This is a genomic window from Streptomyces sp. NPDC050806 (assembly GCF_055586425.1).
Genome location: NZ_JBVJIF010000017.1, coordinates 1 through 24,277, shown reverse-complemented (window position 1 = coordinate 24,277; position 24,277 = coordinate 1). Strand labels below are relative to the sequence as shown.

The window sequence follows — 24,277 nt, the reverse complement described above, 5'->3', positions numbered from 1 at the left end:
CCGGCGGCCCCGATGCCCCACACACCGGGGCCGCCGGCTTCCGTACGCCCGTAGGCCCGTGCGTCCGTACGCCCATGGGCCGATACGCCCGTGGGCCGGTACCCCCATAGGGCCGCCGTGCGTCCGTACGGTCAGGCGCCTGGTCCTGGGCCGCGCGAGGTCGCACAGGTACGCGGTCGTACAGGTACGTGGTCGTACAGGTACGTGTACGTGGCACAGGCGCGCGTTTGAGGAGCGGAAGCCACGCCACCCGCGCAGAATGGGAGGACCCGCCGCAGGGCCCCCGCAAGGGACCCCATCTCGCGCCGGTCACGCCGACGGCGCGCCGACCGAAGGACGGACACCGTGGAGTGGACCCTCGAAGTCATCACCGTCCCCGTCACCGACCTGGACCGGGCGAAGGAGTTCTACGCGGACCGGTGCGGCTTCAAAGTCGACACCGACGCGCAGATCGCCGAGGGCGTACGGATCATCCAGCTCACCCCGCCCGGCTCCCGCTGCTCGATCGCCCTCATCCAGGGCATGCCCCCGGCCCCCGGCCAGACCGATATGGCGCCGGGCTCGCTCCAGGGCCTCCAACTGTGCGTGGTGGACATCGAGGCGGCCCGTGCCGAACTGATCCAGCGGGGTGTCGACGTCGGTCCCGTCCAGCACCTCGGTGCCGACGGCTGGACCGCGGGCCGCGGCGAGACCTGGAACGCCTTCATGCTCTTCAAGGACCCCGACGGCAACGGCTGGATCGTCCAGGAGGCCCCGTCCCCCTTGAGCGAGCGTTAGCCCGCTGCCCGTGAGCGACCGACCGTCAGCCCGCCCGAGTGACCGACCGTCAGCCTGCCCGGGCGGCTGACCGGAATGCCGACCGGTCGACGGAATACCGACCAGCCGAGGGAATACCGACCGGTCGACGGAATAACCCTCACACTCGCCCCGCTGAACGGAAACATGGCCACTTCCACTCCTGCTTCCGTTCCCGGCCCGGTGCCCTCCTCCAAGCCGCTCGGCTCGCTCTCCGTCTCGCCGCTGTCCCTCGGTGGCAACGTCTTCGGCTGGACCGCCGACGAGGCGACGTCCTTCGAGGTGCTGGACGCGTTCACCGCGGCCGGCGGCAACTTCATCGACACGGCCGACGCGTACTCCTTCTTCGTGCCCGGCAACAAGGGCGGCGAGTCCGAGAAGATCATCGGCGACTGGCACACCGCCCGCGGCAACCGTTCCGACCTCGTCATCGCGACCAAGGTCGGCGCACTCCCCGAGCGCAAGGGCCTGTCCGCCGCCAACATCAAGGCGGCCGTCGACGACTCCCTGGCCCGTCTCCGCACCGACTACATCGACCTCTACTACACCCACTACGACGACGAGTCGGTCGAGGTCTCCGAGATCATCTCCGCCCTGGACGAGCTGGTGAAGGCCGGCAAGATCCGCGAGATCGGCGCCTCCAACATCTCCCCGGAGCGCCTGCAGGAGTCCCTCGACTTCTCCACCCGCGAAGGTCTGACCAAGTACGTCGCCCTCCAGCCGCACTACAACCTCGTCTCCCGCGACACGTACGAGGGCCCGCTGCGCGATGTCGCCGCCCGTTACGGCCTGGGTGCCATGCCGTACTACGGCCTCGCCTCCGGCTTCCTGACCGGCAAGTACCGCCCGGGCACGAACGTGGACAGCGCCCGCTCCGGCAAGGCCGCCGAGCACCTGGCCACCGAGCGCGGCCGCCGCGTCCTGGCCGCCCTCGACAAGGTCGCCGAGCGCCACGAGGCCGACCAGGCCACCGTCGCCCTCGCCTGGCTCGCCGCCCAGCCCACGATCACGGCCCCCATCGCCAGCGCCCGCACGGTCGCCCAACTCCCGGCCCTCATGGCCCTCGGCACCCTCACCCTCCCCGACGAGGACCTCAAGCTCCTGACGGCCGCCTCGGCGTAATCACCATCCCCCGCCCCCGAAGGGGCGCAGGGACCATCCACCATCCCCTGAACTCGAGGGGAGCAGGAGCCACCCTCGGGCCCGAGGGGCGCAGAGACCATCCCCCGGGCCCGAGGGGCGCAGGAGACAGGCACACAGAGGGGCGGACGTACATCCTCGCGTACGCCCGCCCCTCAGCCGATGCGGCACACAACCGCTCAGGCTCGGCTCACCTGTGCTCACTTCCGGTCGACGACCGCCCACGACGTAGCCGCCACGGCCCCGGCCGCCGCGAACACCGAGGGCCAGGCGCCCACCTTCTTGGCCAGCGGATGCGACCCGGCAAAAGCGGCGACATACAACCCGCTCAACGCCGCGGCCGTACCGTTCCCACCCTTCCGCTGCCACTCCCGAGCAGCCACGGCCCCGGCCGCCGCCAACGCCACCCCACCGAGCGGCCGCTTCTTGGTCCACCGAGCCACCCCATAGCCCCCCACCAGCCCAGCAGCCGCCACCACACTCGCCGGAACCCGAGCCATCGTCACAACCTCCACATCATGGACATCTCTCCGCATGACCTTACGCTCGGTCGTACTCGTCCATGCCGCTGCCTCCACCCGCCTCGCGGGTACGGGCAGGCGTCGGACGCCGGACTCAGTCCGGTGGGTCGGACGGGCCGGTGGCGGTCTTCCCGGCCCGTTTGGCGGCGAACGCCGAGGCGATGCGTGTGGCGACCTCTGCGGGGTCTTCGTGCTCCCAGAAGCGGAGCACCGTCCAGCCGGTGGCGGTGAGGTGTTCGGTCGTCTCCAGGTCACGCGCCATGTTGCGGTCGAGCTTCTGCCGCCACCATTCGGCATTCGCCTTCGGGTGGGTCGCGTGCTGAGGGCAGCCGTGCCAGAAGCACCCGTCGAGAAAGACCGCGACCTTGAGGCCGGGGAAGGCGATGTCGATCGTTCGACGTGGCATGTCGGGCACGCGTCGCTGCAGCCGGTAGCGCATCCCGGCGGCGTGGAGCAGGCGGCGGACGGCCATCTCCACAGAGGTGTCCTTGCTGGCCTGGCGACTCATGCGCGCCGATACACCGGGGGAGGAGGGCGTGACAGGCACGGTGCCCATTGTGCCGGACAGCCGGCGAGTACTTGGATCGCGATGTCCTCCGCGAAGTCGCAGTCAGGTGCGGGGGAGGGGCCGCCTGTTCGGTGTTGCTGTTGTCGAGCAGGCGGGGGTCCCACTCTCCGACGCACGTGCTCGGCTACGGGACACGGTCGTGGCCCCAGGCCCTCGTACAAGTTGGGGGCGGAGCGTTCTGAGGTTCCCAGGTGCGTTCACGAGCGCTCGGCTCCTCTTGGACGACTGACGTAGCGCCAGCAGCCAAGAGCGTTGAGTCGAGGAAAGCGAAGCCAAGGACGTCGCTTGCGGACGGCATGAACTGATCGATATCAGACCTAAGTTGCTGCCTTGAGCGTATGGTTTGTCCATGAGGTTACGTGTGTTGCTCAGTGAGATTGCGGAGGCGCACGGTGCTGCACAGCGGCTGGACGGGCTCGGCGCAAGAGCTGCGGGGGCCTGTGGGGAGCGCCTGGCGCCGGCGCCCTCGAACCGGCTCGTTGTCGCGGAGTTCAACCTCTCCACAGTCAAGATCGATCGCACCAGGGTGGCCCATGACGAGCGCATATGAATCGGACCCCATCTTTGAAACGGTCCCGCGGCAGCTGTCGAATCTGGTAACGCGAATCCATGGGCGCGAGATTGCCTTGCCTGATTTTCAGAGGAATTTTGTCTGGGATGCGACCAGGACTGAGGAATTGATCCAGTCCATTGTCTCAGAGTTTCCAATCGGCACCCTACTTCTCTGGAAGCAAGGGGATACTGAAACATTCGCCAGCCGGAACTTTGAAGGTGCTCCAGAACTGGCTGGCAAGAAACCTACGGAACTCGTTCTGGACGGTCAGCAGCGTCTCACTGCTCTATATCAAGCTCTTACAGGTTCGGGTGACGAAAAATTTTACCTCAAGGTCGACGAGTTTGTCGATCTGCATAAAGACAGCGTGCGGGAATTTCATGAGGTGAATTTCGACGATGCGGTGATATCCGTCCCGGTGGCTGCGAGTAAGGCGCAAGCGAAGAAGAATGACGAACTGCTTGGCATGTCTCACTTTCCAGTGCACGACGTCGGTAGCTTCGACGACTGGCTGGATGACTACGTAGATGAACTCACAAGCATCAGTGATGAGTTCAGTGCGAAGTTCTTGAAGTCGCTCTACAGGAGGATGCGAGATAAGTACATCGTTCCATTGCGTTCGTACGGTGTGCCGGTTCTGACGCTACCTGAGACGACGCCCATTGAAGCCGTTTGTACTATCTTTGAGACGCTCAACCGTACGGGTAAGCCGTTGGGCCCATTCGAGCTTCTGACGGCTCGATATTACCCCCAGGGAGTAAACCTGCGGGATTTGTGGGTTGAAGCTCAAGAGGGCTATAAAGCCTTGGTCGACTTCAAGGTGGACCCTTACAGCGTTCTTCAGTCGGTATGTCTCCGATCGCATGGATCCGCTCAGCGGTCGGATGTGCTCAAGAAGCTCACCGCTGCAGATATATCCGAGCACTGGACGTCGGTAGTAAAGGGCATAGCCGGTGTCATCGACATGCTGCAATCCGACTGCGGTCTCGTAGCGCCGAAGTGGCTTCCTTACGGCATGCTGCTGATACCGATGGGTGCCGTCTGGGCGGACATACAGAAACTGGAACCTCTCGACCGAGCTTCTTCCTACTCCAGGCTCCAGCAGTTCTTCTGGTGCAGCGTCTTCACCACCAATTATGACCAAGGAGCCAACAGTCAGGCTGGCGCTGATTATGCGCGCCTGAAGAACTGGGTCATCTCTGGTGCAGGTCAAGCGCCGGAAGCGCTGAATGAACTTCCGCTGAGTTCTTCCACGCTTCGGTCTGCCTCCGTTCGGAGGAAGGCGCTTTATTGCGGGTTGATGTGTCTACTGGCCACAGCCAGGGCTGAGGACTTTCATACCGGGCAGGCCATGACGCCTTACCGGGTTGGTGAGGTGCAGATCGATTCGCACCACGTTTTCCCAAAGGCCTACCTCACGCGCGTGAGAAGCTCGGAGAGCCCGGAGCTACTGCTCAACAGAAGTCTTATAGATGCCGAGACAAATCGCATCATCAAGGACAAGGCCCCAAGCCAGTACTTGAAGGAAATGATTGAAACTTACGGGGAAGAGAAATTGGAGTCCGTCCTGGCGTCTCACGCGATCAAGAGTGATGCGAACAGCGGAATAAAGACGGACGACTACCCCGTGTTTCTTGACGAGCGCCTCAAGACGGTTGTGCAACTGATCGAGAGGGTGACGGGGCGCAGTCTTGAGGACGAATAGGTCAGGTGGTGAGCGATGATTTAGGCCGCGTCTCTTGGGGGTGATGCGCGTCAACGGGCGCCTATGTCAGCGGGGCGCTGAAGTGCCTGAGTCGGGAGCGTGCCGACTGTGATGCGCGTGGGTCAACGCCGGGTGGGCCAAGGCTTTGGTTTGCCAGAGGTGGTGGAGTAGGGCGCGTTCGCGGGTGTGGAAGTCGGGGGTGGGGCCGGTGCGGTGGGCTCGGCGGCGGAGGAAGGCGAGGGACGTGGCCAGGGCCGCGTATTCGGTGACGGCGCGGGCGGCGGCGGGGCCGTGAGTGCGGCGGGCGATCGTACGGGCGAGGGCGCGCGTCCTGAGCGAGGAGAGGGTGAGCGGGTCGGTCGGGGTGAGCCAGCCGGCGGCCGCGTACGGCGGGAGGTAGGTACGCAGGGAACGAAGTTCCTCGCGGCGCGACCAGACGGCGAGGCAGGAGACGGCCGCGAAGACCGGGACCATGAAGAGCCCGTAGACGGCCAGGAAGCCGAAGCTGCCGAGGGAGGACGCGCTGTTCCATATGGAGTGGAGCAGGATCGCCGTCGTCAGCCCCAGGGCGGGAAGCGCCAGGCGCAGCGGGCGGTGGTGGGGGAAGCGGGTCGCGGCGATGCCGAAGGCCAGGCCGGTGAGGACCGTGAAGAGCGGGTGCGCGAACGGCGACATGATGACGCGTACGAAGAAGGTGCCCGCGGTGAGGGAGTCGGCGAGCCCGGCCAGTGAGTGCAGGCTGAGGGAGCCGAGGGAGAGGTCGCGGCCGACGGCGTTGCCGAGGTAGAGGACGTTCTCGGTGAAGGCGAAGCCGGTGGCTGTGAGGCCGGCGATGACGATGCCGTCCGTGATGCCGTCGACGTGCCGGCGGCGGAAGACGAAGAGGAGCAGGATCGCGGCGGCCTTCGCCGACTCCTCGACGACGGGCGCCACCACCGTGCTGCTCCAGGTCTCCGCGTCGGTGGGGGAGACGCTGGCGATGTTCGTACTGAGCCAGTGGGTCGCGAAGCCGTTGGCGACGATCGCGACGAGGGTCGCGGCACAGGCGCCCCAGGCGAAGGCGAACGCGAGGTTGCGCCATGGCTCCGGCTCCACGCGGTCGAGCCAGCGGAAGGCCGTGACCAGTACCGGGACGGGGAAGACGGCGAGCGCGAAACCGACCAGGAACCCTTCGGTGCCGGTCTGCCGGCGGACCATGGTCAGGATGGCTATGCCGGACAGGGTCAGCAGGGCTACGAGGGTGAGGAGGGACAGGGCGCGGAACAGCGCTCTGCGGGGGCCCGGCCCGCGGGATATCCGTCCGCGGGAGGTCGGTCTGCCGTCGGGAGCCGGAGGCATGGCCGGAGGCCCGCTCGGCGGTCCGTACGAGGGACCCGAGGGGCGGTCCGGTGACGGCTGCGACGGGTGCACTCTTCGACAGTAACCACCAGGTGGCGGCGGCGCGCGCAGTCGCCCACCGGGGCCGATTGGTGTGGGTGGAAGGGGTGGTTACGGGCCAGATGCCCAGGAGGAGGCCCGTACGAGGAGGCCCGTACGAGGAGGATGCCCGTCCGAGGAATCCGAGAAGCACGAGAAGGGGCCCGGTGCGCCGCGGCGGCTTTGCTCGGTGCGCCGCGGCGCTCGGTACCGGTGTCGCCGCGTCAGTCGGCGCGGCGGCGGAAGAGGAGGTCGTGGACGACGTGTCCCTTGTCCAGGCCCTGGCCCTCGAACTTGGTGAGGGGGCGGAAGTCCGGGCGGGGCGCGTAGCCGTCGTGGCAGTTCTCCAGCGTCGGCTCGGCGCTCAGGACCTCCAGCATCTGCTCGGCGTACGGCTCCCAGTCGGTCGCGCAGTGCACGATCGCGCCGGGCGCGAGCCGCGTCGTCACCAGGGAGAGGAACTCCGGCTGGATCAGGCGGCGCTTGTGGTGGCGCTTTTTGGGCCACGGGTCCGGGAAGTACACGCGCAGACCGGCCAAGGAGGCGGGGGCGAGCATCTCGCGGAGCAGGATGATCGCGTCACCGTTGGCCACCCGGATGTTGGAGAGGCCGTTGCGCTCGGCGAGGGCGAGGAGGTTGCCCTGGCCGGGGGTGTGGACGTCGCAGGCGAGGATCCCGGTGTCCGGGTCGGCGGCGGCCATCTGGGCCGTCGCCTCGCCCATGCCGAAGCCGATTTCGAGGACGACGGGTAGGCCGTCGAACAGCTTGTCGAGGTCGATCCGGGACAGGCCGTCGATGTCGAGGCCCCACTGGGGCCACCGGCGGCGGATCGCGTCCGCCTGGCTGGGGGAGACGCGGCTGCGGCGCGGCTGGAACGAGCGGATGCGTCGCTCGTGGTGCGAGCCCGCCGGGTCGGCGGCCGGGCCTGTGCCGTGGGGGAACATCGGCTCGCGCCCGTAGGGCCGGGGGGCGGCGTCAGCGTCGGCGCCGGTGCCGGCGCCGGCGTGGGGCCTCTGCGCGGACGGCGCCTGGATCGCGGCCTGAGCTGCGGCCTGGGTTGCGGCCTGGGGCGCCGTCTCCGTGTCGGCCTTCGTGTCGGCCTTCGGGGTTGCCTCCGGCGGGACGGGAACGTCGCCCACGTGCTGCTCGGGGGCGGTACCCGCGGCCCGTCCGGGTACGGAGGGGGCGGGCTCGGCTGGGGTGGCGGGGTTCTCGGACACAGTGGGTCGATTCTACGGGCGGGTGAGTGGGGCCAGCCGGACGCCGGGGCGGGGCCTGGCTGCCTTTGTCGGGGCCACCGGCTGCTGGCGGGGGCCGTCGCCTGCTCGTGGGGCCGCCGGTCGCAGGCGGTCCTGTCTGCCGCCGGTCCCGGCCGCCCAGCCTGCCGCCGGTTGCCGACGGCCCTGTCTGCCGCCGGTCGCCGCCAGCCCTGTCTGCCGCCTGGCCGCCTGCCTCCGAAGCCGGCCAAGCGGCGTGGGACCAAGCCCCCGCCCAGGCGCGTGCCCGCCAGCCCCCCGGTGCGGCCGCGTGCCCGCAAGCCCCCGTGCGCCCGCGTGCCCCAAGCTCCCCGCAGCCCGCAGCCCGCAGCCCGCAGCCCGCAGCCCGCAGCCCGCACCCGCAGCCCGCACCCGCAGCCCGCAGCCCGCCACCCCATCACCCCAGCAGTCGCACCGCGCGTTCCGCTATCTCGCGGCCGATGGGGAGGGAGGCGGTGGCCGCGGGGGACGGGGCGTTGAGGACGTGGACGGTGTGCGGGCCCTCGGTGATGAGGAAGTCGTCGACGAGGGTGCCGTCGGGGAGGACGGCCTGGGCGCGCACCCCGGCCGGGGCGGGGGTGAGGTCGTCGGCCGTGACGGCCGGGAGCAGGCGGCGGACCGCGTCCGTGAAAGCGCGCTTGGAGAGGGAGCGGTGCAGCTCCCCTGTGCCGTACCGCCAGTGGCGACGGGCTATCTGCCACGCGCCCGGGTACGCCAGCGTGCCCGCCAGCTCGCCGGGCCGGACCGTGCGCCAGTCGTACCCCTCGCGCGCCAGGGCCGGCACGGCGTTCGGCCCGACGTGCACGTCGCCGTGGATACCGCGGGTCAGATGGACGCCGAGGAAGGGGAAGGCCGGGTCGGGGACGGGGTAGACCAGGCCGCGTACGAGGGAGTCGCGCGCGGGCGAGAGGGAGTAGTACTCGCCGCGGAACGGGACGATGCGCATCCCGGGGGCGTCGCCGGCCAGCCGGGCGACGCGGTCGCACTGCAGCCCCGCGCAGTTCACCAGTGCCCGGGCGCGGACGACCCGGCCGCCGGCCGTACGGACCGCGACGCGGCCGGCGCGGCGGCCGATCGTCCGTACGTCGGCGCCGTACTCGATGCGCGCGCCGGCCTCCGTCGCGAGGCGGCCCAGGCGGGCGGCGACGGCGCCGAAGTCCGCGATGCCGGTCGTGCCCACGTGAATGGCGGCGAGGCCGCGCACCTCGGGCTCGTACTCCAGGATCTGCGCGGGGCCCAGCTCGCGGACGGGCAGGCCGTGCTCCCGGCCGCGCTGGATGAGGGAGTGCAGGCGGGGCAGCTCGGCGCGGTCGGTGGCGACGATCAGCTTGCCGGTGATCTCGTGCGGGATGTCGTGCTCGGCGCAGAACTTGGTCATCTCCGCCGAGCCCTCCAGCGCGAAGCGCGCCTTGAGGGAGCCCGGCGGGTAGTAGATGCCGCTGTGGATCACGCCGCTGTTGCGGCCCGTCTGGTGGCGGGCGGGACCGGGCTCCTTCTCCAGGACGACGACGCGGGTGCCGGGCGCGGCGCGGGTGATCGCGTACGCCGTCGAGAGGCCGACGATGCCGGCGCCGATGATCACGACATCGCAGTCGGAGCGGCGAGCCGGGCCGGTGGCCCGGGGCCGGGCCTCCGGGGTGGTCGGGTCGGTGGGACCGGTCAGTGCGCTCGCGGATTCGGGAGTGGACCGGGGAGCGGAGGGGGCGCCGGCGGGGCGCGCGGCGGCTCGTCCCGCGCCGGTGGGCTCCTTCGCGCCTGCTTCCGCACGCCGCGCGGCTGCCGCGGACCCCTCGGGCGCCTCCCCCTCGGGCCGCCCCTCCGCCTGCTCGAACGCCATCGCGGCAGCACCTCCCCATCACGAGCAACGTCACGTCACGACCGACATACCCATCATGACGGGGGGCACTGACATCCGATCGGCACCGGGTTCGTCACCCGTACGGCGGACAGCGCGGTGACCAGCGCCGGTCCGCCGGGAGCAGTCGCGGGACGAGCCGCAAAAGCCACCGAAAGAGCGGATCACGAACCGGTCAGGGGCGGACAGAAGCCCGCTCACGGCGTAGGACCGGCACGTACGGCACCTGGCGGGGCCGCGCACGCCCCGAGCCCGAGCGCACGCATGACGAAGCCGAGCGCCCCGGCCCGGCCGCGCACCCCGAAGCCGACGCCCACCGCGTACGGGCCGGACGCCCGCCCAGGGATCGGACCCCCAGCTCCTAGACCGGCGCCACCAGCAGCGGCCGGGCCCGTTCGCGCAGCTCCACCACGCGCGGCTCGTCGCCGTACGGCTCCAGCCGGTGCAGCAGGTCGCGGACGTACTCCGTCGTGCGGGCCGAGGAGATCCGCCCGGCCACCTCGACCGCGCGGGTGCCCGCAGCGCAGGCCGCGTCGAGATTGCCTGATTCCAGCTCGGCCACCGCCGACACCACCAGCCGCAGGCCGTGCGAGCGCACGAATTCCTCGGTGGGGCGGGACAGGGCCTGTTCCGTGAAGCGCCGTACCTGGCGCGGAAGTCTGAGGTCGCGGTAGCACTCGGCGGCGTCTGCGGCGAAGCGCTCGTACGAGTAGAAGTCCAGCCAGGACGGGTCCGGGTCGCCCTCACGCGACCGTTCGAGCCAGCCCTCGGACGCCTTCAGCGCGACCTCGCAGGCGCGGCCCTCGCCGGCCTTGGCCTGGGCCCGCGCCTCGACCAGCCGGAAGAAGCTCATCGTGCGGGCCGTGGCCAGTCCGCGGTTGCGTTCCAGCGCGGCCTGGGCGAGGTCGACGCCCTCGTCGGCGAAGCCGCGGTAGGTCGCCTGGAGCGACATGGATGCCAGGACGTAGCCGCCCAGGGGTACGTCGGCGGCGGCGCGTGCCAGCCGCAGCGCCTGGATGTAGTACCGCTGCGCCGCCTCCTGCTGGCCCGTGTCGAACGCCATCCAGCCGGCCAGCCGGGTCAGTTCGGCGGTGGCCCCGAACAGCGCGCGCCCCACCTCGTCGCTGTACGAAGCGAGAAGTAAGGGCGCCGCGTCCACCCGGAGGCACTCGGGCACCATCGAGGAACGCCAGTCACCGCCGCCGTACTTGGAGTCCCAGCGGCGGGCGTCCTCGGCGGCCTCGCGCAGCTTGGAGACGTCGCTGTGGCCGACGTGCTGGGGCAGCGGGTCGCCGCCGGATGCCGGGTCCTTGGAGTCGTCCTTGCCGGCGGCTCTGTCCCTTGCGGAGACGCCCACGACGCCCGGGGTGCCGACGGCCGAGACGGTCGGCCCCGAGGGGCCGCCATCGGGGCCGGCGTCCGCCTCCGTGTCGTGCGGGCCGCCGCGTCCGGTGTCCGCTTCGGGGACGCCCCGCGCCACCGAGCTGTCGGCGGGGGATATGAGCCAGCGGGAGGCGGGTGTGGCGTATGCGCTGACGGCGAAGGAACCGGCCAGGCTCTGCCAGATGCCGCCGCCGCCCGCGCGCCGTCCGGCCAGATCCAGCCGGTACAGCTCCGTCGCGGACCGTACGGCGGCGTTCACGTCCCGGGGGAAGGCCAGGCCCACTTCGGGCGCGGGGTCGGCGTCGGCCAGCCCGATCTCGTGCAGCGGCACCGGGCGGCCGAGCTTGCTGCCGATCGCAGCCGCAATCAGATGCGGCGCCGCACCCTGCGGGACCATGCCTTTCGACACCCACCGGGCGACGGACGTCTTGTCGTATCGAAGCGTCAGCCCGCGCTGTGCACCGAGGTCGTTGACCCGACGGGCGAGCCCGGCGTTACTGATCCCCGCGAGGGCGAGAACGGTGCCGAGTTTTTCGTTCGGCCCGCGAGTATCCCTGGACATGCGCACCCCTCGACCAAGCGACGGCCACCCCGTACTCCCCGGGGCATGCGTCCACCCAGAGTAGTTCGCTGAATCCCGACCGTTAAGGGCCGGTGTCCCGGATGGCGAGATTCATGTCCGGAGGGGAGGACGGACGTGGGCATGTGCTCCGGGTACGTGTTGCCGTGCGCCCGTCCGTGCGCGCTGGCCGGTCCGTGGCGGGCACGTTTCCATGGAACCTGCGTGGGTCGGCCCGCTGCACTGGATCCAGTGGGCTGGGGGACACCGCCACCTCATTCCCCGCGGGTGGCGGTCCGGTCCGGGGGGTGAGTCCCACCTCCCGGACTGTCGCGATCACTTACGCAACGGAGGGAAACGGGACCGCCGGGCGGACCGTTCGGTCCGTGGTACGGAGCACGTACTCGGCCGGCCGCCCCTGAATGCGCCGGAACTGCGCCGAGAGCGCTCCCCTCCGCAACGTATCGGTACGGAACGGACTTTGGCTGAATACCGCCACCCGACGGTTTCTCGCCGCGGGCGTCGCAAGGGCTTTCGGGATGCCGCGGCGGCACACGCACACGCCGCCCCCATGCCGCCTCCGAGCGGGTCCTGTCGTGGCAGAGTGGTCCGCACAACAGCTGTGCCATGCGCCGTACGGGGCGGCCGAGCGCCCCCGTGACCGGTGTGCGGAGCGACGGGGAGACGGCGGGGAGGCCGCGATGCGCTGGTTGGTGGGGTGGAGCAGTACCGCCACGGGCCCGGACCTCACCGATGACAGCCGCGCGGTGCTCCCCGTGGGTGCCCAACTCCTGTGGGGCGACCCCGATCCCCTGTGGGCGGTGGGCGACTGGCGCCCCGATGAGGTGCGCGTCGTGCAGGCCGACCCCGAGACCAGGATCGCGGTCTTCGGGGTCTGCGGCGCGACCGACGACCAGTTGCGGGTGGGCCTGCTGGCCGCGCGCGGCGGCGCGCTGCGCCACCTCACGGCCTGGCCCGGCAGTTACACCGCCGTCGCGCAGGTCGGCCGGCGGCTGACCGTCACCGGCGACCTGGCCGGCGCCCGCCCGGTCTTCCACACCCGGTGGGCCGGCGGTACGGCCTACGCGACCGCCGCACTGCCGCTCGCCGACCTCGTCGAGGCGAGCCTCGACGTCGGGCACCTCGCGGCGCTGCTGGCCTGCCCGGACGCGCCCGAGGCGCTCGGCCACGGGACGCCGTACGCGGGGGTGCGGCGCGTCCCGCCCGGCCACTCCCTCGTGCTGCGCGGCGGGTCCAGCGAGATCACCTCGTACGAGCAGACCCACTCGCTCGCCGTCTCCGCACCCCAACTCGCTCCCGAACAGGCCGTGGACGGCGTCCGGGAGGCGCTGGTGGAGGCCGTACGCGCGCGTCTGGCGGCCCCGCGGCACGCGCCGGACCCCCGGGGCGGCCCGGGCTCTCCCGGCGGCCTGGACCCCGGCCCGGTGCCCGGCATGGGCCCCGCCGACCGGCGGGCCGCGCGCGGCGCACCGGCACCCGGCGTCGGCGCCGACCTCTCCGGCGGCAGCGCCTCGGGCACGCTCGCACTGCTCGCGGCCGGTCTGCCGGGGCAGCCGGGCCGGCTCAACGGGCAGGGCGAGCGGCTGCTGGCGGTGACCTTCAACGACCGGGCCACCAACGGCGGCAGGGCGTACCACGAGGCCGAGCTGGAACGTGCCCGCACCCTCGCGGACAACCCGCGGCTGCACCACGTGGTGGTCGCGGCGGGCGAGGAGGCGCTGCCGTACGCGGACCTCGGGGCGGGCCCGCTCACCGACGAACCGGGGCCCTCGATGGTCGCCGCCGAACGGCACCGCAGGCGGCTGCTCTCCGGGAGCGCCGACCACTTCGTGGGGCACGGCGCGCGGCAGGTCCTGGACGCTCATCCGGCGCGCCTGGCGGACCTGTTGCTGGACCGGCGCCGGCGGCATCTGCTGCGGCCCGTCACGGCGCTGGCGAAGGCCGACGGTGCGGCGGCGCACTCGGTGTTCATACCGTTCACCGTCTACCGGGCCGCGCGCCGGCTCGCCCGTACGCCCTACGGGGCGGGGGTCTCCGAGGCCGCCGGACGGCTGCTGGGACGGGAGTTCGCCGACGAGCCGGTGGCGGGCAGCGCCGTGGACGCCTCGCTGGCGGCCCTCACGTGGTGCCGGCCCGGCCCCGCCGCGCGCTGGCTCACGGGCGAGGCGCTCGCTGAAGTATCGGTTCGGCTGAGCGACGCGGCGCTCCGCTCACCGGCCGTCGGGCGTCCCGGCGAGCGCAGGGCGCGCGCCGCGCTCGCCCGGCACGCCGCCGACCACCGGGTCTTCGAGCAGGCCGCCGAGGTACGCAACCAGCGGCTGCACGCGCCCTTTCTGGACAACCAGGTGGTACTGGCCTGCCGCGCGCTCCCGGACACGCTCCGGGTGCAACCGGGGGCACGCGCTTCGGTGCTGCGCGCGGTGCTCTCCGGCGCCGGCATCCGCGACCTGCCCCCGGGGTGGGGCGCCACCTCGCACGTGACGCACGCGGCGGCGGTCCGGGCCGGGCTGCGCGCCGCCCTGGACGACCTCATCCGGCTCTTCGACGCGCCCCTGCTGGCCGACGCCGGGCTCGTGGAGGCCCGCGTCGTACGCAAGGCGCTGCGGGCCGCGGCCGACGGCGTGCCGCTGCCGCTGGACGGCCTGGCGGAGCTGGTCTCCACGGAGCTGTGGCTGCGCCGCCTGCTCGCCCGGCGGGGCACCTGCTGGACCGGCGCAGCGGCCCCCAGACAGCGCGCCGTGGCGAGCGGCGTCGAGCGGCTCGCGCTCTGAGCCGCGCGGGCCGTACGGGCGCCCTCACGAGCTGCCGGAGGGCGCCTCGCGGGGCCGCCGGGGCGCGCACGCAGCCCCGGCGGACGGCCGGCGGACGGTCACCGGCAGCTGATCTGTGACTGTGCCCAGTCGCTGAACGCCAGCGTGTCGGCGGGCGTCCGCGGCTCGGCGACCAGCCGGAGCGTCGTACGGCCGCTCAGCGGCACGTGCACCGGTACGGCCGCGTCACCGCCGCGCACCACGCCCGAGCTCCACTGCCGCACCCCGTCCGCGTACACCGAGAAGCGCACGGCGCCGCGTCCGAGGCCCAGGTCGTCCACGCCCGCGTAGGCGTCGAACGCCGTGCACTCGCGGTTGAGGTCGATCGTCACCGAAGAGGGCGCGTGGGTCGTCACTCCGTGCGCGTAGTGCTTGCCGCCGATGCTGACGCCGCTCTGGCGCTTCCACAGGAAGCTGCTCTCCGTGGTGCGGACCTCCGGCTTGCTGTCGTCGCCCGTGAAGTCCCAGTCCAGGGTGTTGACCGGGTACGGCGCCGCCGGGGGCGGCGGCGTGGGCTTCGGCGCCGGCTTCGGGGGCGGCGTGGGCTTCGGCGCCGGCTTCGGGGGCGGCGTCGGCTCGGGCTTCGGGGCCGGCTTCCTCGGCTCGGGGGTCGGCTTCGGCTTCGGAGGCGTGGGCTTCGACGGCTCCGGCTTCGACGGCGCGGGCTCCGGAGCGGGCGGCTCGGGCTTCGGGGTGGGCTCCGGCTTCTGCGACGCCGGTCTCGACGGGGCGGGCGGGGGCGGCTCGGCGTGCGTCTTCGGCGGGTCCTGGAGACCTGCCAGCGCCATGGCCACCCCGGCGGCGGCGACCGTGAGCCCGGCCCCGATGCCGACCTTCGCGGGCGTCCCGAGCCCCTCGGCGGCCGCTCCCGCGCCCGCGGAGTGCCCCGAGCCACCGGCGGCCGCGGCCGCGCCGGTACCGGCCGCAGCGCCCGCTCCGGCGGCTCCGACGACCCCGGCCGCCGCCTTGACCGCGTACCCGGCGGCGAACCAGCCGATGACCGCGACCGGCAGCACCGCGCCGATCCGCTGATTGACGTCCGCGACCTCGTGCGCCGCCAGCCGGCAGCGCGCGCACTCCTCCAGGTGCTTGCGGAGCCCGCGCTCGGCCCGCACCCGCAGGCCCCCACGGGCGTACGCGCCCAGCCGGTCCGCGTACCGCGCGCAGTCGCCGCCGGACGTCAGCGACGCGCTCACGTGCGCCTGGAGGTACGCCTGCTTGAGGCCCTCACGGGCCCGGTGCGCCAGTACGGCGGTGGCGTTGGCGGACAGTCCGAGGAGCGGCGCGACCTCGCTCGGCGACTCCTTCTCGACGGTCGTGTGCCACAGCACCGTCTGATAGCGCTCGGGCAGACTGCGGAACGCCCGTACGGCCATGGAACGCTCCGCCTCGTGCATCGCGCGCACGTCCGCTCCGAGGTCGAGCGTGTCGTCGTCCAACGAGGAGCCGGCCGCCGAGGACGCGAAGACCGCGAAGTCCTCGACCAGCTGTTCGCGCTTGGCCGTCCTGACCCAGTCGGCGGCCGCGCGGCGCACGGTGGTGAGCAGGTACGCGCGGACCGCGGTCTTCGGCCCTGCGCCCCGGCGCACCGCCTGCAGCGTGCGCGCGAACACCTCGCCCGTCAGGTCCTCGGCGGTGTGCGCGTCCCGGCAGCAGGTGCGGGCGTAGCGGCGTACGGCCTCTGCGTGCCGGCGGTACAGCTCCTCGTAGGCGCTGTCGTCACCGGCCCGCATACGGGAGACCAGCTCGGTGTCGGACGGCGGCGCCCCGGGCTCGGTGCCGGGCGGCGCCTGATCGGCCGCGCCGGACGTGTCGGCGCCCGGTATGCGCTGCTGCGGTACGGTCTCCGGCCGGCTCGCCCGCGGACCGGCGCCATGGCCGGAGCCGGCGACGCCGCCCGCGCCGGCGCCGCGGTCGTCGCGCTCGTCGCGCCCCTCAAATGTCATTGCCGAGGCCCCCGGAACTACGCCACCAGTCTGACCATCGCGCAAGACTGCCACAACGATGGCTGAAGCCTTACGGGGGTGTGGCGCAATCACTCGTCCGGGGCGACTTGCCGCGCAGCAGCTCTAGGAGTCACCCGCACGGGGCATGATCCCTGTTTCGGGGGACGCCGTGACGGCCCGTGACACGACAGTGGCCGGGGCAGAAGCCCCGGCCACGCCGTACGAACCGTCCGCTCAGACCACCGTCCGCTCAGACCACCGTCCGCTCAGGCCACCGGCCGCGAGCGCAGGCCCTCCAGCAGGATCTCCAGGAGCCGCGCCGAGGCGGCCTGCTGCTGCGCGGCGTCCGGGAGTGAAGGCGCGCCCGTCGCGATCACCAGCAGCACGTCGGAGACCGTCACGTCCGCGCGCAGCTCCCCGGCTTCGCGCGCCCGCTCCACGAGCTGCCCGACGACGTCCAGGAGGGCCTGTGCGCCCCCGCTGTCGGCCGCGGACACCTCCGGCCCCTGCCCGTTGGAGTGCGGCTGTGCCGGCTCGTCGTCCGGCGATGTGCGCTGGGCGACGATGCGCAGCTCACCGGGCGCCACCGGGGGCTCCGGCGCGGTCCGCTGCTGCGGCACCCGTGCCTCCGCGAGCCCGTCGGCCCCGTCCACGCCGCTGCCGACCCGCAGGATGCTCGGCGGCAGCAGCCGGCCGGCGCCGGACGCCACGGACGTGCGCAGGAAGCGCGAGAGGGCCGACCACGGGTCTTCCTCCTGCCCGAGCGCGGTGCGCGCCTGGTCCGTCAGCCGTGCGGTCTCCTCCTCCGCTATGCGGCGGACCAGCACGTCCTTGCTCGGGAAGCGGCGGTAGACCGTGCCCACCCCGACCCGGGCCCGGCGCGCCACGTCCTCCATGGGCGCGCCGTATCCCAGCTCGCCGAAGACTTCACGGGCAGCTCGCAGAACATGTTCCAGGTTGCGCTGTGCGTCCACCCGGAGCGGTGTGGTCCGGCCGGGTACGCCTGCCTCGCTCACGCCGCCGGTCCGGTCGCCGGCGGACGCCACCGCCGCCGGCCAATGAGAACTCTGCATGTGCATAGATGATCCCCCGGTAATGACGTCTCCCCCCGGAGACTCCCCGCCCTGACTGCCGGGGCTGCCAGCTTCCGGCTCCACCCCGACGAAGTACGAACATAGTTGAGCGCAGGTCAAGAATGAAGGGGGCAGTTCCGTACAGTCCGCCCCTCGAACGGAGTACGGGCCCGATCCGCCCCGTTTCCGTACACTCCCGCCATCTCGTACCCCCGCCTGACCTGCGGACCTCATTCCACACCGGCGGAAGCGGGGGTTCCAACGGGGGGCCCGGCCCACCGTCCGTATTTCGCCTTCCCTGTGGACAAAGAGACGGCGGGGGTGCGTCATGGAGAAATGCTGTGTCCCGGAGCGGGTACACGGCTACTTGATCGTGGCTCCGCCGGGGCCGGACCGACGCCCCCGGACGCACCCCACGGGCCACGGGCGACGTCGCGAGGAGATCCTCTGTGAAGCACCCGGCGCGCATTCTCGTAGTCGGCGGCGGATACGTCGGCATGTACACCGCCCTCCGCCTGCAGCGGAAGCTGCGCAAGGAACTGCAGGGCGGCACGGTCGAGATCGTCGTGGTCGATCCCGACCCGTACATGACCTACCAGCCGTTCCTGCCCGAAGCGGCGGCCGGCTCCATCTCGCCCCGGCACGTCGTCGTCCCCCTGCGCCGCGTCCTGGACCGGTGTCATGTCGTCATCGGCGAGGTGACCGGCATCGACCACGCCAAGCGCACGGCCACGATGAAGACGCTGGCCACGGAGGAGGAGGGCGCCGGCGGGGTCGAGATGGAGTACGACGAGCTGGTGCTCGCGCCCGGCTCGATCTCGCGCACGCTCCCCGTCCCCGGATTGGCCGATTTCGGTATCGGCTTCAAGACCGTCGAGGAAGCCATCGGGCTGCGCAATCACGTACTGGAGCAACTCGACATCGCTTCTTCCACCCGCGACCCCGCCGTCCGGGACGCCGCGCTGACGTTCGTCTTCGTGGGCGGCGGCTACGCGGGCGTGGAGGCGCTCGCCGAGCTGGAGGACATGGCCCGGTACGCGGTGCGGTACTACCACAACGTCCGGCCCGAGGACATGAAGTGGCTGCTGGTCGAGGCGACCGGCCGCATCCTGCCCGAGGTGGGCGCGGAGATGGGCGAGTACGCCGTACGGGAGCTGCGCGGCCGCAACATCGATGTGCGGCTGAACACGCGCCTGGAGACGTGCGAGAACCGCGTCGCCGTCCTGGACGACGGCGCGCGCTTCCCGACCCGCACCCTCGTGTGGACGGCGGGCGTCAAGCCGCATCCCATCCTCGCCGCGACCGGCCTGCCGCTCACCGAACGCGGCCGCCTGAAGTGCACCGCCGCGCTCCGTGTGGAGGGCGTCGAGCACGCCTGGGGAGCCGGCGACGCCGCCGCCGTACCGGACGTCACCGCCGACACGCCCGGTACGGAGTGCGCGCCCAACGCCCAGCACGCCGTGCGCCAGGCCAAGAAGCTCGCGGAGAACATCGCCGCGGCCCTACGTGACGAGCCCGTCGAGGACTACGCCCACAAGTACGTCGGCTCGGTCGCCTCCCTGGGGCTGCACAAGGGCGTGGCCCACGTGTACGGACGGAAGCTGAAGGGCTATCCGGCGTGGTTCATGCACCGCGCCTACCACCTCAGCCGCGTCCCGACCCTGAATCGCAAGGCCCGTGTGCTCGCCGAATGGTCGCTCGCCGCGTTCTTCAAACGCGAGATCGTCTCGCTCGGGTCGCTGGAGAACCCCAGGGCGGAGTTCGAACTCGCGGCGGGCACGGGGCGGCCCAACGGGGCGAGTTGACGCCGCACGGGGCACGGGGTTGACGTCCCTCCGGGGCCGGGCGTCCGCCGCGGCGCGGCGCCCTCCGTACGGTGTGCGGCACCGCGCATGCGGTGCCGACCGCTGCATACCCCTGGACCATATGCCGTCGTCGGTCATACGTTCACCGTTGCGTTCAGTCGAACGGGCGGTGCTCTACCAGGCCAGGAACTCCACCCGCCACTCCGGCGTCTGACGGATGTCAGTCCGGTCGGTCACACTGGACGTGTGACCATGGGTGGGCTCGTATTTGCAAAGAGTGACAAGCGCGAGGAATTGGGACGTTTGCTGCATCACGCCAGAGGGCGCTCGGCGCGCCTCCGCCCGACCTTCCGCCGGCCAACGGCCGGGAGGCACTTCCCGGCCGCCGGACCGGCTCGGCGCCGCGTCGCGATCTAAGAGGTACACCTCCGTGAACTTCACTCGCTGGAGCGCCCGCTTCCCCGGTACGCAGCGCCGTGCCGCGCGGGCAGACCACGGTGCGGCGCCGGACGCGTCGTCACCCAAGCCGTCCCGGAGAACCCCTCCCTCGACCGGGCAGCCCACCGGGCCCTCCGGCGCCGCCACCCCGCCCGCCGACGCCGCGGACCGGGCCGAGGCCGACCCGGCGACCCCCGCCGGGAGCACCGCGACGGACACCGCGGGCACCTCGCCGGAGGCCGCCGGCGGCTCGGTCCCCGCCGCCCGCGCCGGACGCCCCGAAGGGCACGGCCCCGCCGCGTCCGGTACGCAGCCGCCCACGGTCGACGCGCTCTCCGCCCACGAGATCCTCGGCACCATCCCCGCCCTCGTGGCCGTCGTCTACGGCCCCGAGCACCGCATCGCGTACGTCAACGGCGCGTACGCCAAGGTCTTCGGCAGCCGCCCGGCCGGCCTGACCGCCCGCGAAGCCCTCCCCGAGCTCGACGAACTGGGCCTGCTGCCGCTGATGGACCAGGTACTGCGCAGCCGCAAGCCCCGTACGGTCAAGGCCCGCAAGGTCCCCGGCGGTGCCGGCTCCGACCTCAGCCGCGACGGCTACTACACGTTCACCTGCACCCCCATCGAGGTCGCCGCCGCCAGCACCCCGGCCCCCGACCCGGAGATCGCCTGCGTCGCGCCGCACAAGGGCGTCCTCGTCTTCGCCGCCGACGTCACCGACCAGGTCGAGGCCGCCGAGCGGCTGCGCGCAGCGGAGCGCCGCCAGCGCGAGGCCGCCGTCACCCTCCAGCGCTCCCTGCTTCCGCAGGAACTGGAGCAGCCCGACGACCTCCGGGTCGCCGCGATCTACCACCCCGGCGGCACCGACGCCGCGGTCGGCGGCGACTGGTACGACGTGATCACCCTCGGCGCCGGCCGTACCGCGCTGGTCATCGGCGATGTCATGGGCCGCGGGGTGCGCGCCGCCGCCGTCATGGGGCAGCTCCGTACGGCCGTCCGCGCCTACGCCCGGCTCGACCTCCCGCCGCACGAGGTCCTCCAGCTCCTGGACGGCCTCGCCGCGGAGATCGACGCCAGCCAGATCGCCACCTGCGTGTACGCGGTGCACGACCCCAACGAAGGACGCCTGGTCTACGCCTCGGCCGGGCACCTGCCGATCCTCGTCCGCGACCGGGACGGCACGGTCCACCGCGCCGGGGAGCCGACCGGCCCGCCCCTCGGCACGGGCGGCTGGCTGCACTCCTCCGGCAGCCTCCCGCTGAGCCCCGGCTCCACGGCCGTCCTCTATACGGACGGTCTGGTCGAACGCCGCGACAAGGACATCGACGAGGGCGTCGCCGCCCTGGAGGACGCCGTCGCCGGCGCGACCGGCGCCCCCGACATCATCTGCGACCGCCTGCTGCGCTCGCTGGGCATCACCAACGACCACGACGACGACGTGGCCGTCCTCGTCCTCCAGCACCCGGACCGCACGGGCCCCGAGGCCGAGCTCTTCCACAACGCCGCGCTGGAGCTGCACGGCGGCACGGAGGCGGCGCCGCGCGCCCGTGCCTTCGCCTCCGGGGTGCTCGCCTCCTGGCGCTTCTCACCGGAGCTGCACGACCTCGGCGTACTGGCCGCGAGCGAGCTGGTCGCCAACTCCCTCCAGCACGGCACGCCGCCCATGCGGCTGCGGCTGCGGCGTACGGACCGCCGGCTGATCGTCGAGGTCACCGACGGCGACGACCACCTGCCGCGCCGCCGCCGCGCCGAGCCGGTGGACGAGGCGGGCCGCGGCATCTCGATCATCGCCACCATCGCCTCGAACTGGGGCTCGCGGCGTACCCCCGGCGGCGGTAAAGCGGTGTGGTGCGAGTTCGCCCTGCCGAGTGAGTAGTGCGCGAGTGAGTAGCGCGCCGGCACGACGACGCGGCACGAAGACTCGACGCGGGAACGCGACGCCTACGAAGCGGCGCGGGGCACGACGCATACGAAAGGGGCCGGGCCCGTACAGAAGTACGGACCCGGCCCCTCCCGGACGGGCTACGCGACGCAGGCCACCTCGTCCCTGACCGGCACCTCGACCGGCGTGGCCGTGGCACGCGGGTTGTCCTGCGCGGGGGTGAGCAGCCGGCCCAGCCGCAGGGCCAGCGCCGAGATGCCGAGCGCGCACAGGATCAGCATCACGATGTACGCGGCCGACGCGCCGTGGCCGACCAGCAGCGCGCCCACGGCCGGACCGATCGCGAGCGCCAGCTGCTTCACCAGGGCGAAGACCGAGTTGTACTGACCGATCAGCCGGCTCGGCGCCAGGTCGGCGACCAGCGGCGACACCGTCGGCGACAGCAGGGACTCGCCCACGCCGAACAGCATGTACGTGGAGATCAGCAGCCCCGTGGCCACCGCCTGCGCACCGTGCACCAGGCCGGACAGCCCCGCGGCGACCCATGCCACGGTCCAGATGAGCCCGACCACCGCGATGACCCGGCTGCGACGGCGCCGCTCGACCAGCTTCAGGACGACGAACTGCGCCATCACGATGGCCGCGGTGTTGGCCGCCAGCGCGATGCCCAGCGTCGAAGGCTGGATGCGGGTGACCTCGGTCGCGTACGCGGCGAGACCCGACTCGAACTGCCCGTAGCAGGCGAAGAACAGCACGAACCCCAGCAGGCAGAGCCACAGCATCCGGCGGTCGGCGAGCAGCGCCCGCCAGGAGCCCTCGGCCCGCGCCTCGACCGGAACCTCGCCCTCGACCTTGGGCGCCTTGGGCAGCCGTACGGTCGCCACGGCGGCACCGAGCACGAGGAACATCACGGCCTCGATGGCGAAGAGCCGCACAAAGCTCGCCGGGTCGCTCTCGTCGACGAGCATGCCGCCGATCAGACCGCCGATGCCCAGGCCCAGGTTGTTGAGGAAGAACTGGGTGGCGAAGGCGCGCGACCGGGTCACCGTCGTCGAGCACCACACGATCATCGTGGCCAGCGCGGGCTGGATGACCGCGATTCCCGCGCCGAGCGCCACGGTCGAGGCGATCACCATCGGCTCGTTGTCGGACAGCCCGAGGCCGAGCGCGCCGAGAGCGGCGGCGAACGTGCCCACCACGGCCACCGGCAGCGGACCCCGCCGGTCGATGGCACGACCGGTGAAGGGCAGCACGACGAGCGCGGCGACGGCGAGCATGGCGAGCACGACACCCGCCGTACTCGCACCAAGATCACGCACCTTCGCCACGTAGACGTACAGATACGGGACCGTAAAGCCGTTGCCGAACGCGCTCAGTGCGTTGCCCAGCTGGATCCGGCGCAGCGCGGCGCCCATTGCGGTGGTCACACTCACCTACCTAGGTCGAGAAGGTCGTCGAATACGGATGTGTGCAGGGCGGGGTAAGGCGCACGCGGGATGTGGTCCCCCGGAGCAGGCTCAGGTGCCCCCCCAGCACTGGCGGACTTCAGAGGAAGAGGAGAGCCGCAACGTGTTCGGTCCGTCCCGGACAGTCACAAGCTCAAGACTTCAACTCTAAAGTTCGAAGCTAAAGAGTACATGGCCAAGGACTTCAACGCCAATCAGTTCCGTGCCATACTGCGCCGCATGTCAGAGCCCTCAGATGCGGTCCAGAGCCCGGCCGAGCCGAGCCTCGAGGAACAGATCGCGGCCTACCAGCGCGAGTTCCAGGACCTCGATCCGCAGGTGGAGAAGGTCGTCTCCGCGCTGCAGCGCCTCAACCGCCGGATGAACGTCGCCTACGGCCGGCAGACCGCCACGCTGGGGATCAGCAATGCCGAGTGGGAGGTGCTGAAGGCCCTCGTGGTCTCCGGCGCCCCGTACCGCCTGGGCCCGGGCGAGCTCGCCAAGCGGCTCGGCCTGACGCCGGCCGCGATGACGCACCGCATCGACCGCATGGCGAACGAGGGACTCGTCAACCGGGAGCGCGACGAGAACAACCGCGTACGGGTGATCGTCGAGCTCACCGACGAAGGCCGGGGGAAGTGGCTGGAGGCCATGCGCCTCGCCTCGGTATTCGAGGAGGACCTCCTCCAGGACCTCGATTCCCGCGAGCGGGGGCTCCTGGGCGACGTACTGACCCGGCTGCTGCGCCGCGTCGAGGACGCCCAGCCGGACGCGGACGGCCGCCTCACCGACCTCGACTGAACACCCCTGTCACGACCGCGAGGGACGGGCCAGACCCCGGTTGACACGGCCTACCCCGGTCCGTAGTGTTCTCCGAGTTGCCACACAGCCGTAACGGTTTTGCGGCAGCCACTCACGCCGCACCGGCGGCAACCCACTACTGCACGACCTCCCCTCGGGAACAATTTCGGCATGCCGAAATTCGAACCGGCCGGCTCGATTATGAACCGACAGGGAAAACCGCTAAAGTAGTGACCACGCCGGAAGGCGCAAAACCCCGCCGACGGGGATCGGAACCAAATTCGAAGAACGCTTCACGAAGCGGG

At 71.7% G+C, this 24,277-nt stretch carries 16 protein-coding genes; 7 read left to right on the top strand and 9 right to left on the bottom strand.

Translation table 11 applies throughout. The features are described from left to right. Positions 1 to 345: 345 nt before the first annotated feature. Positions 346 to 777 carry a VOC family protein gene (locus ACZ6WH_RS37375; RefSeq protein WP_469734419.1) on the top strand — a complete coding sequence of 144 codons (432 nt, stop codon included), beginning with the start codon at positions 346 to 348 and terminating at the stop codon, positions 775 to 777. A gap of 165 nt (positions 778 to 942) precedes the next feature. Then, complete coding sequence (locus ACZ6WH_RS37370; RefSeq protein WP_469734417.1) at positions 943 to 1,917, top strand: aldo/keto reductase; 975 nt, start codon at positions 943 to 945, stop codon at positions 1,915 to 1,917. 218 nt (positions 1,918 to 2,135) lie between these two features. Here the strand turns inward: ACZ6WH_RS37370 and ACZ6WH_RS37365 are convergent, their stop codons facing one another. Both ACZ6WH_RS37365 and ACZ6WH_RS37360 read right to left on the bottom strand, forming a co-directional pair. After that, positions 2,136 to 2,435, bottom strand: a complete 300-nt coding sequence (locus ACZ6WH_RS37365; protein WP_469734468.1) for a hypothetical protein — start codon at positions 2,433 to 2,435, stop codon at positions 2,136 to 2,138. 115 nt (positions 2,436 to 2,550) lie between these two features. Further along, positions 2,551 to 3,012 carry a very short patch repair endonuclease gene (locus ACZ6WH_RS37360; protein ID WP_469734415.1) on the bottom strand — a complete coding sequence of 154 codons (462 nt, stop codon included), beginning with the start codon at positions 3,010 to 3,012 and terminating at the stop codon, positions 2,551 to 2,553. A gap of 545 nt (positions 3,013 to 3,557) precedes the next feature. Here ACZ6WH_RS37360 and ACZ6WH_RS37355 point away from each other — a divergent pair. After that, positions 3,558 to 5,282, top strand: a complete 1,725-nt coding sequence (locus tag ACZ6WH_RS37355; RefSeq protein ID WP_469734413.1) for a GmrSD restriction endonuclease domain-containing protein — start codon at positions 3,558 to 3,560, stop codon at positions 5,280 to 5,282. A gap of 66 nt (positions 5,283 to 5,348) precedes the next feature. Here the strand turns inward: ACZ6WH_RS37355 and ACZ6WH_RS37350 are convergent, their stop codons facing one another. From ACZ6WH_RS37350 to ACZ6WH_RS37335, 4 genes are all read right to left on the bottom strand, one after another. Further along, positions 5,349 to 6,620 (bottom strand): PrsW family intramembrane metalloprotease, encoded by a 1,272-nt coding sequence (locus tag ACZ6WH_RS37350; RefSeq protein ID WP_469734411.1) that lies wholly within the window; start codon positions 6,618 to 6,620, stop codon positions 5,349 to 5,351. A 302-nt stretch (positions 6,621 to 6,922) separates the two neighbouring features. Beyond that, complete coding sequence (gene trmB, locus ACZ6WH_RS37345; protein WP_469734409.1) at positions 6,923 to 7,918, bottom strand: tRNA (guanosine(46)-N7)-methyltransferase TrmB; 996 nt, start codon at positions 7,916 to 7,918, stop codon at positions 6,923 to 6,925. Between the two features lie 433 nt (positions 7,919 to 8,351). After that, positions 8,352 to 9,791, bottom strand: a complete 1,440-nt coding sequence (gene lhgO, locus ACZ6WH_RS37340; RefSeq protein WP_469734407.1) for an L-2-hydroxyglutarate oxidase — start codon at positions 9,789 to 9,791, stop codon at positions 8,352 to 8,354. A 379-nt stretch (positions 9,792 to 10,170) separates the two neighbouring features. After that, the gene (locus ACZ6WH_RS37335; RefSeq protein ID WP_432856418.1) at positions 10,171 to 11,754 is read right to left on the bottom strand and encodes an MFS transporter; all 1,584 of its coding nucleotides are present in this window, start codon (positions 11,752 to 11,754) and stop codon (positions 10,171 to 10,173) included. A 698-nt stretch (positions 11,755 to 12,452) separates the two neighbouring features. On the opposite strand from ACZ6WH_RS37335, the gene ACZ6WH_RS37330 reads away from it, so the two are divergent. Continuing rightward, positions 12,453 to 14,543, top strand: coding sequence for an asparagine synthase-related protein (locus ACZ6WH_RS37330; protein ID WP_469734405.1), 2,091 nt, complete (start codon positions 12,453 to 12,455; stop codon positions 14,541 to 14,543). A 98-nt stretch (positions 14,544 to 14,641) separates the two neighbouring features. Here ACZ6WH_RS37330 and ACZ6WH_RS37325 read toward each other — a convergent pair whose 3' ends face one another. Both ACZ6WH_RS37325 and ACZ6WH_RS37320 read right to left on the bottom strand, forming a co-directional pair. Further along, a complete protein-coding gene (locus ACZ6WH_RS37325) occupies positions 14,642 to 16,528 on the bottom strand; it encodes a sigma-70 family RNA polymerase sigma factor (RefSeq protein WP_469734404.1) in 1,887 nt (628 codons plus the stop codon). A 266-nt stretch (positions 16,529 to 16,794) separates the two neighbouring features. After that, entirely contained in the window at positions 16,795 to 17,607 is an 813-nt protein-coding gene (locus tag ACZ6WH_RS37320; protein ID WP_469734402.1) for a TetR/AcrR family transcriptional regulator, read from the bottom strand. Positions 17,608 to 18,050: 443 nt separating this feature from the next. Between ACZ6WH_RS37320 and ACZ6WH_RS37315 the strand changes: the two genes are divergently transcribed. Together ACZ6WH_RS37315 and ACZ6WH_RS37310 are read left to right on the top strand one after the other, a co-directional pair. Then, positions 18,051 to 19,406, top strand: coding sequence for an NAD(P)/FAD-dependent oxidoreductase (locus ACZ6WH_RS37315; RefSeq protein ID WP_469734400.1), 1,356 nt, complete (start codon positions 18,051 to 18,053; stop codon positions 19,404 to 19,406). Positions 19,407 to 19,836: 430 nt separating this feature from the next. Then, entirely contained in the window at positions 19,837 to 21,720 is a 1,884-nt protein-coding gene (locus ACZ6WH_RS37310; RefSeq protein WP_469734399.1) for an ATP-binding SpoIIE family protein phosphatase, read from the top strand. A 146-nt stretch (positions 21,721 to 21,866) separates the two neighbouring features. Here ACZ6WH_RS37310 and ACZ6WH_RS37305 read toward each other — a convergent pair whose 3' ends face one another. Further along, on the bottom strand, positions 21,867 to 23,153 hold the full coding sequence (locus tag ACZ6WH_RS37305; RefSeq protein WP_469734397.1) for an MFS transporter: 1,287 nt from the start codon (positions 23,151 to 23,153) through the stop codon (positions 21,867 to 21,869). A 258-nt stretch (positions 23,154 to 23,411) separates the two neighbouring features. Here ACZ6WH_RS37305 and ACZ6WH_RS37300 point away from each other — a divergent pair, with 258 nt between their 5' ends. After that, complete coding sequence (locus ACZ6WH_RS37300; RefSeq protein ID WP_432856404.1) at positions 23,412 to 23,972, top strand: MarR family winged helix-turn-helix transcriptional regulator; 561 nt, start codon at positions 23,412 to 23,414, stop codon at positions 23,970 to 23,972. Positions 23,973 to 24,277 lie beyond the last annotated feature (305 nt).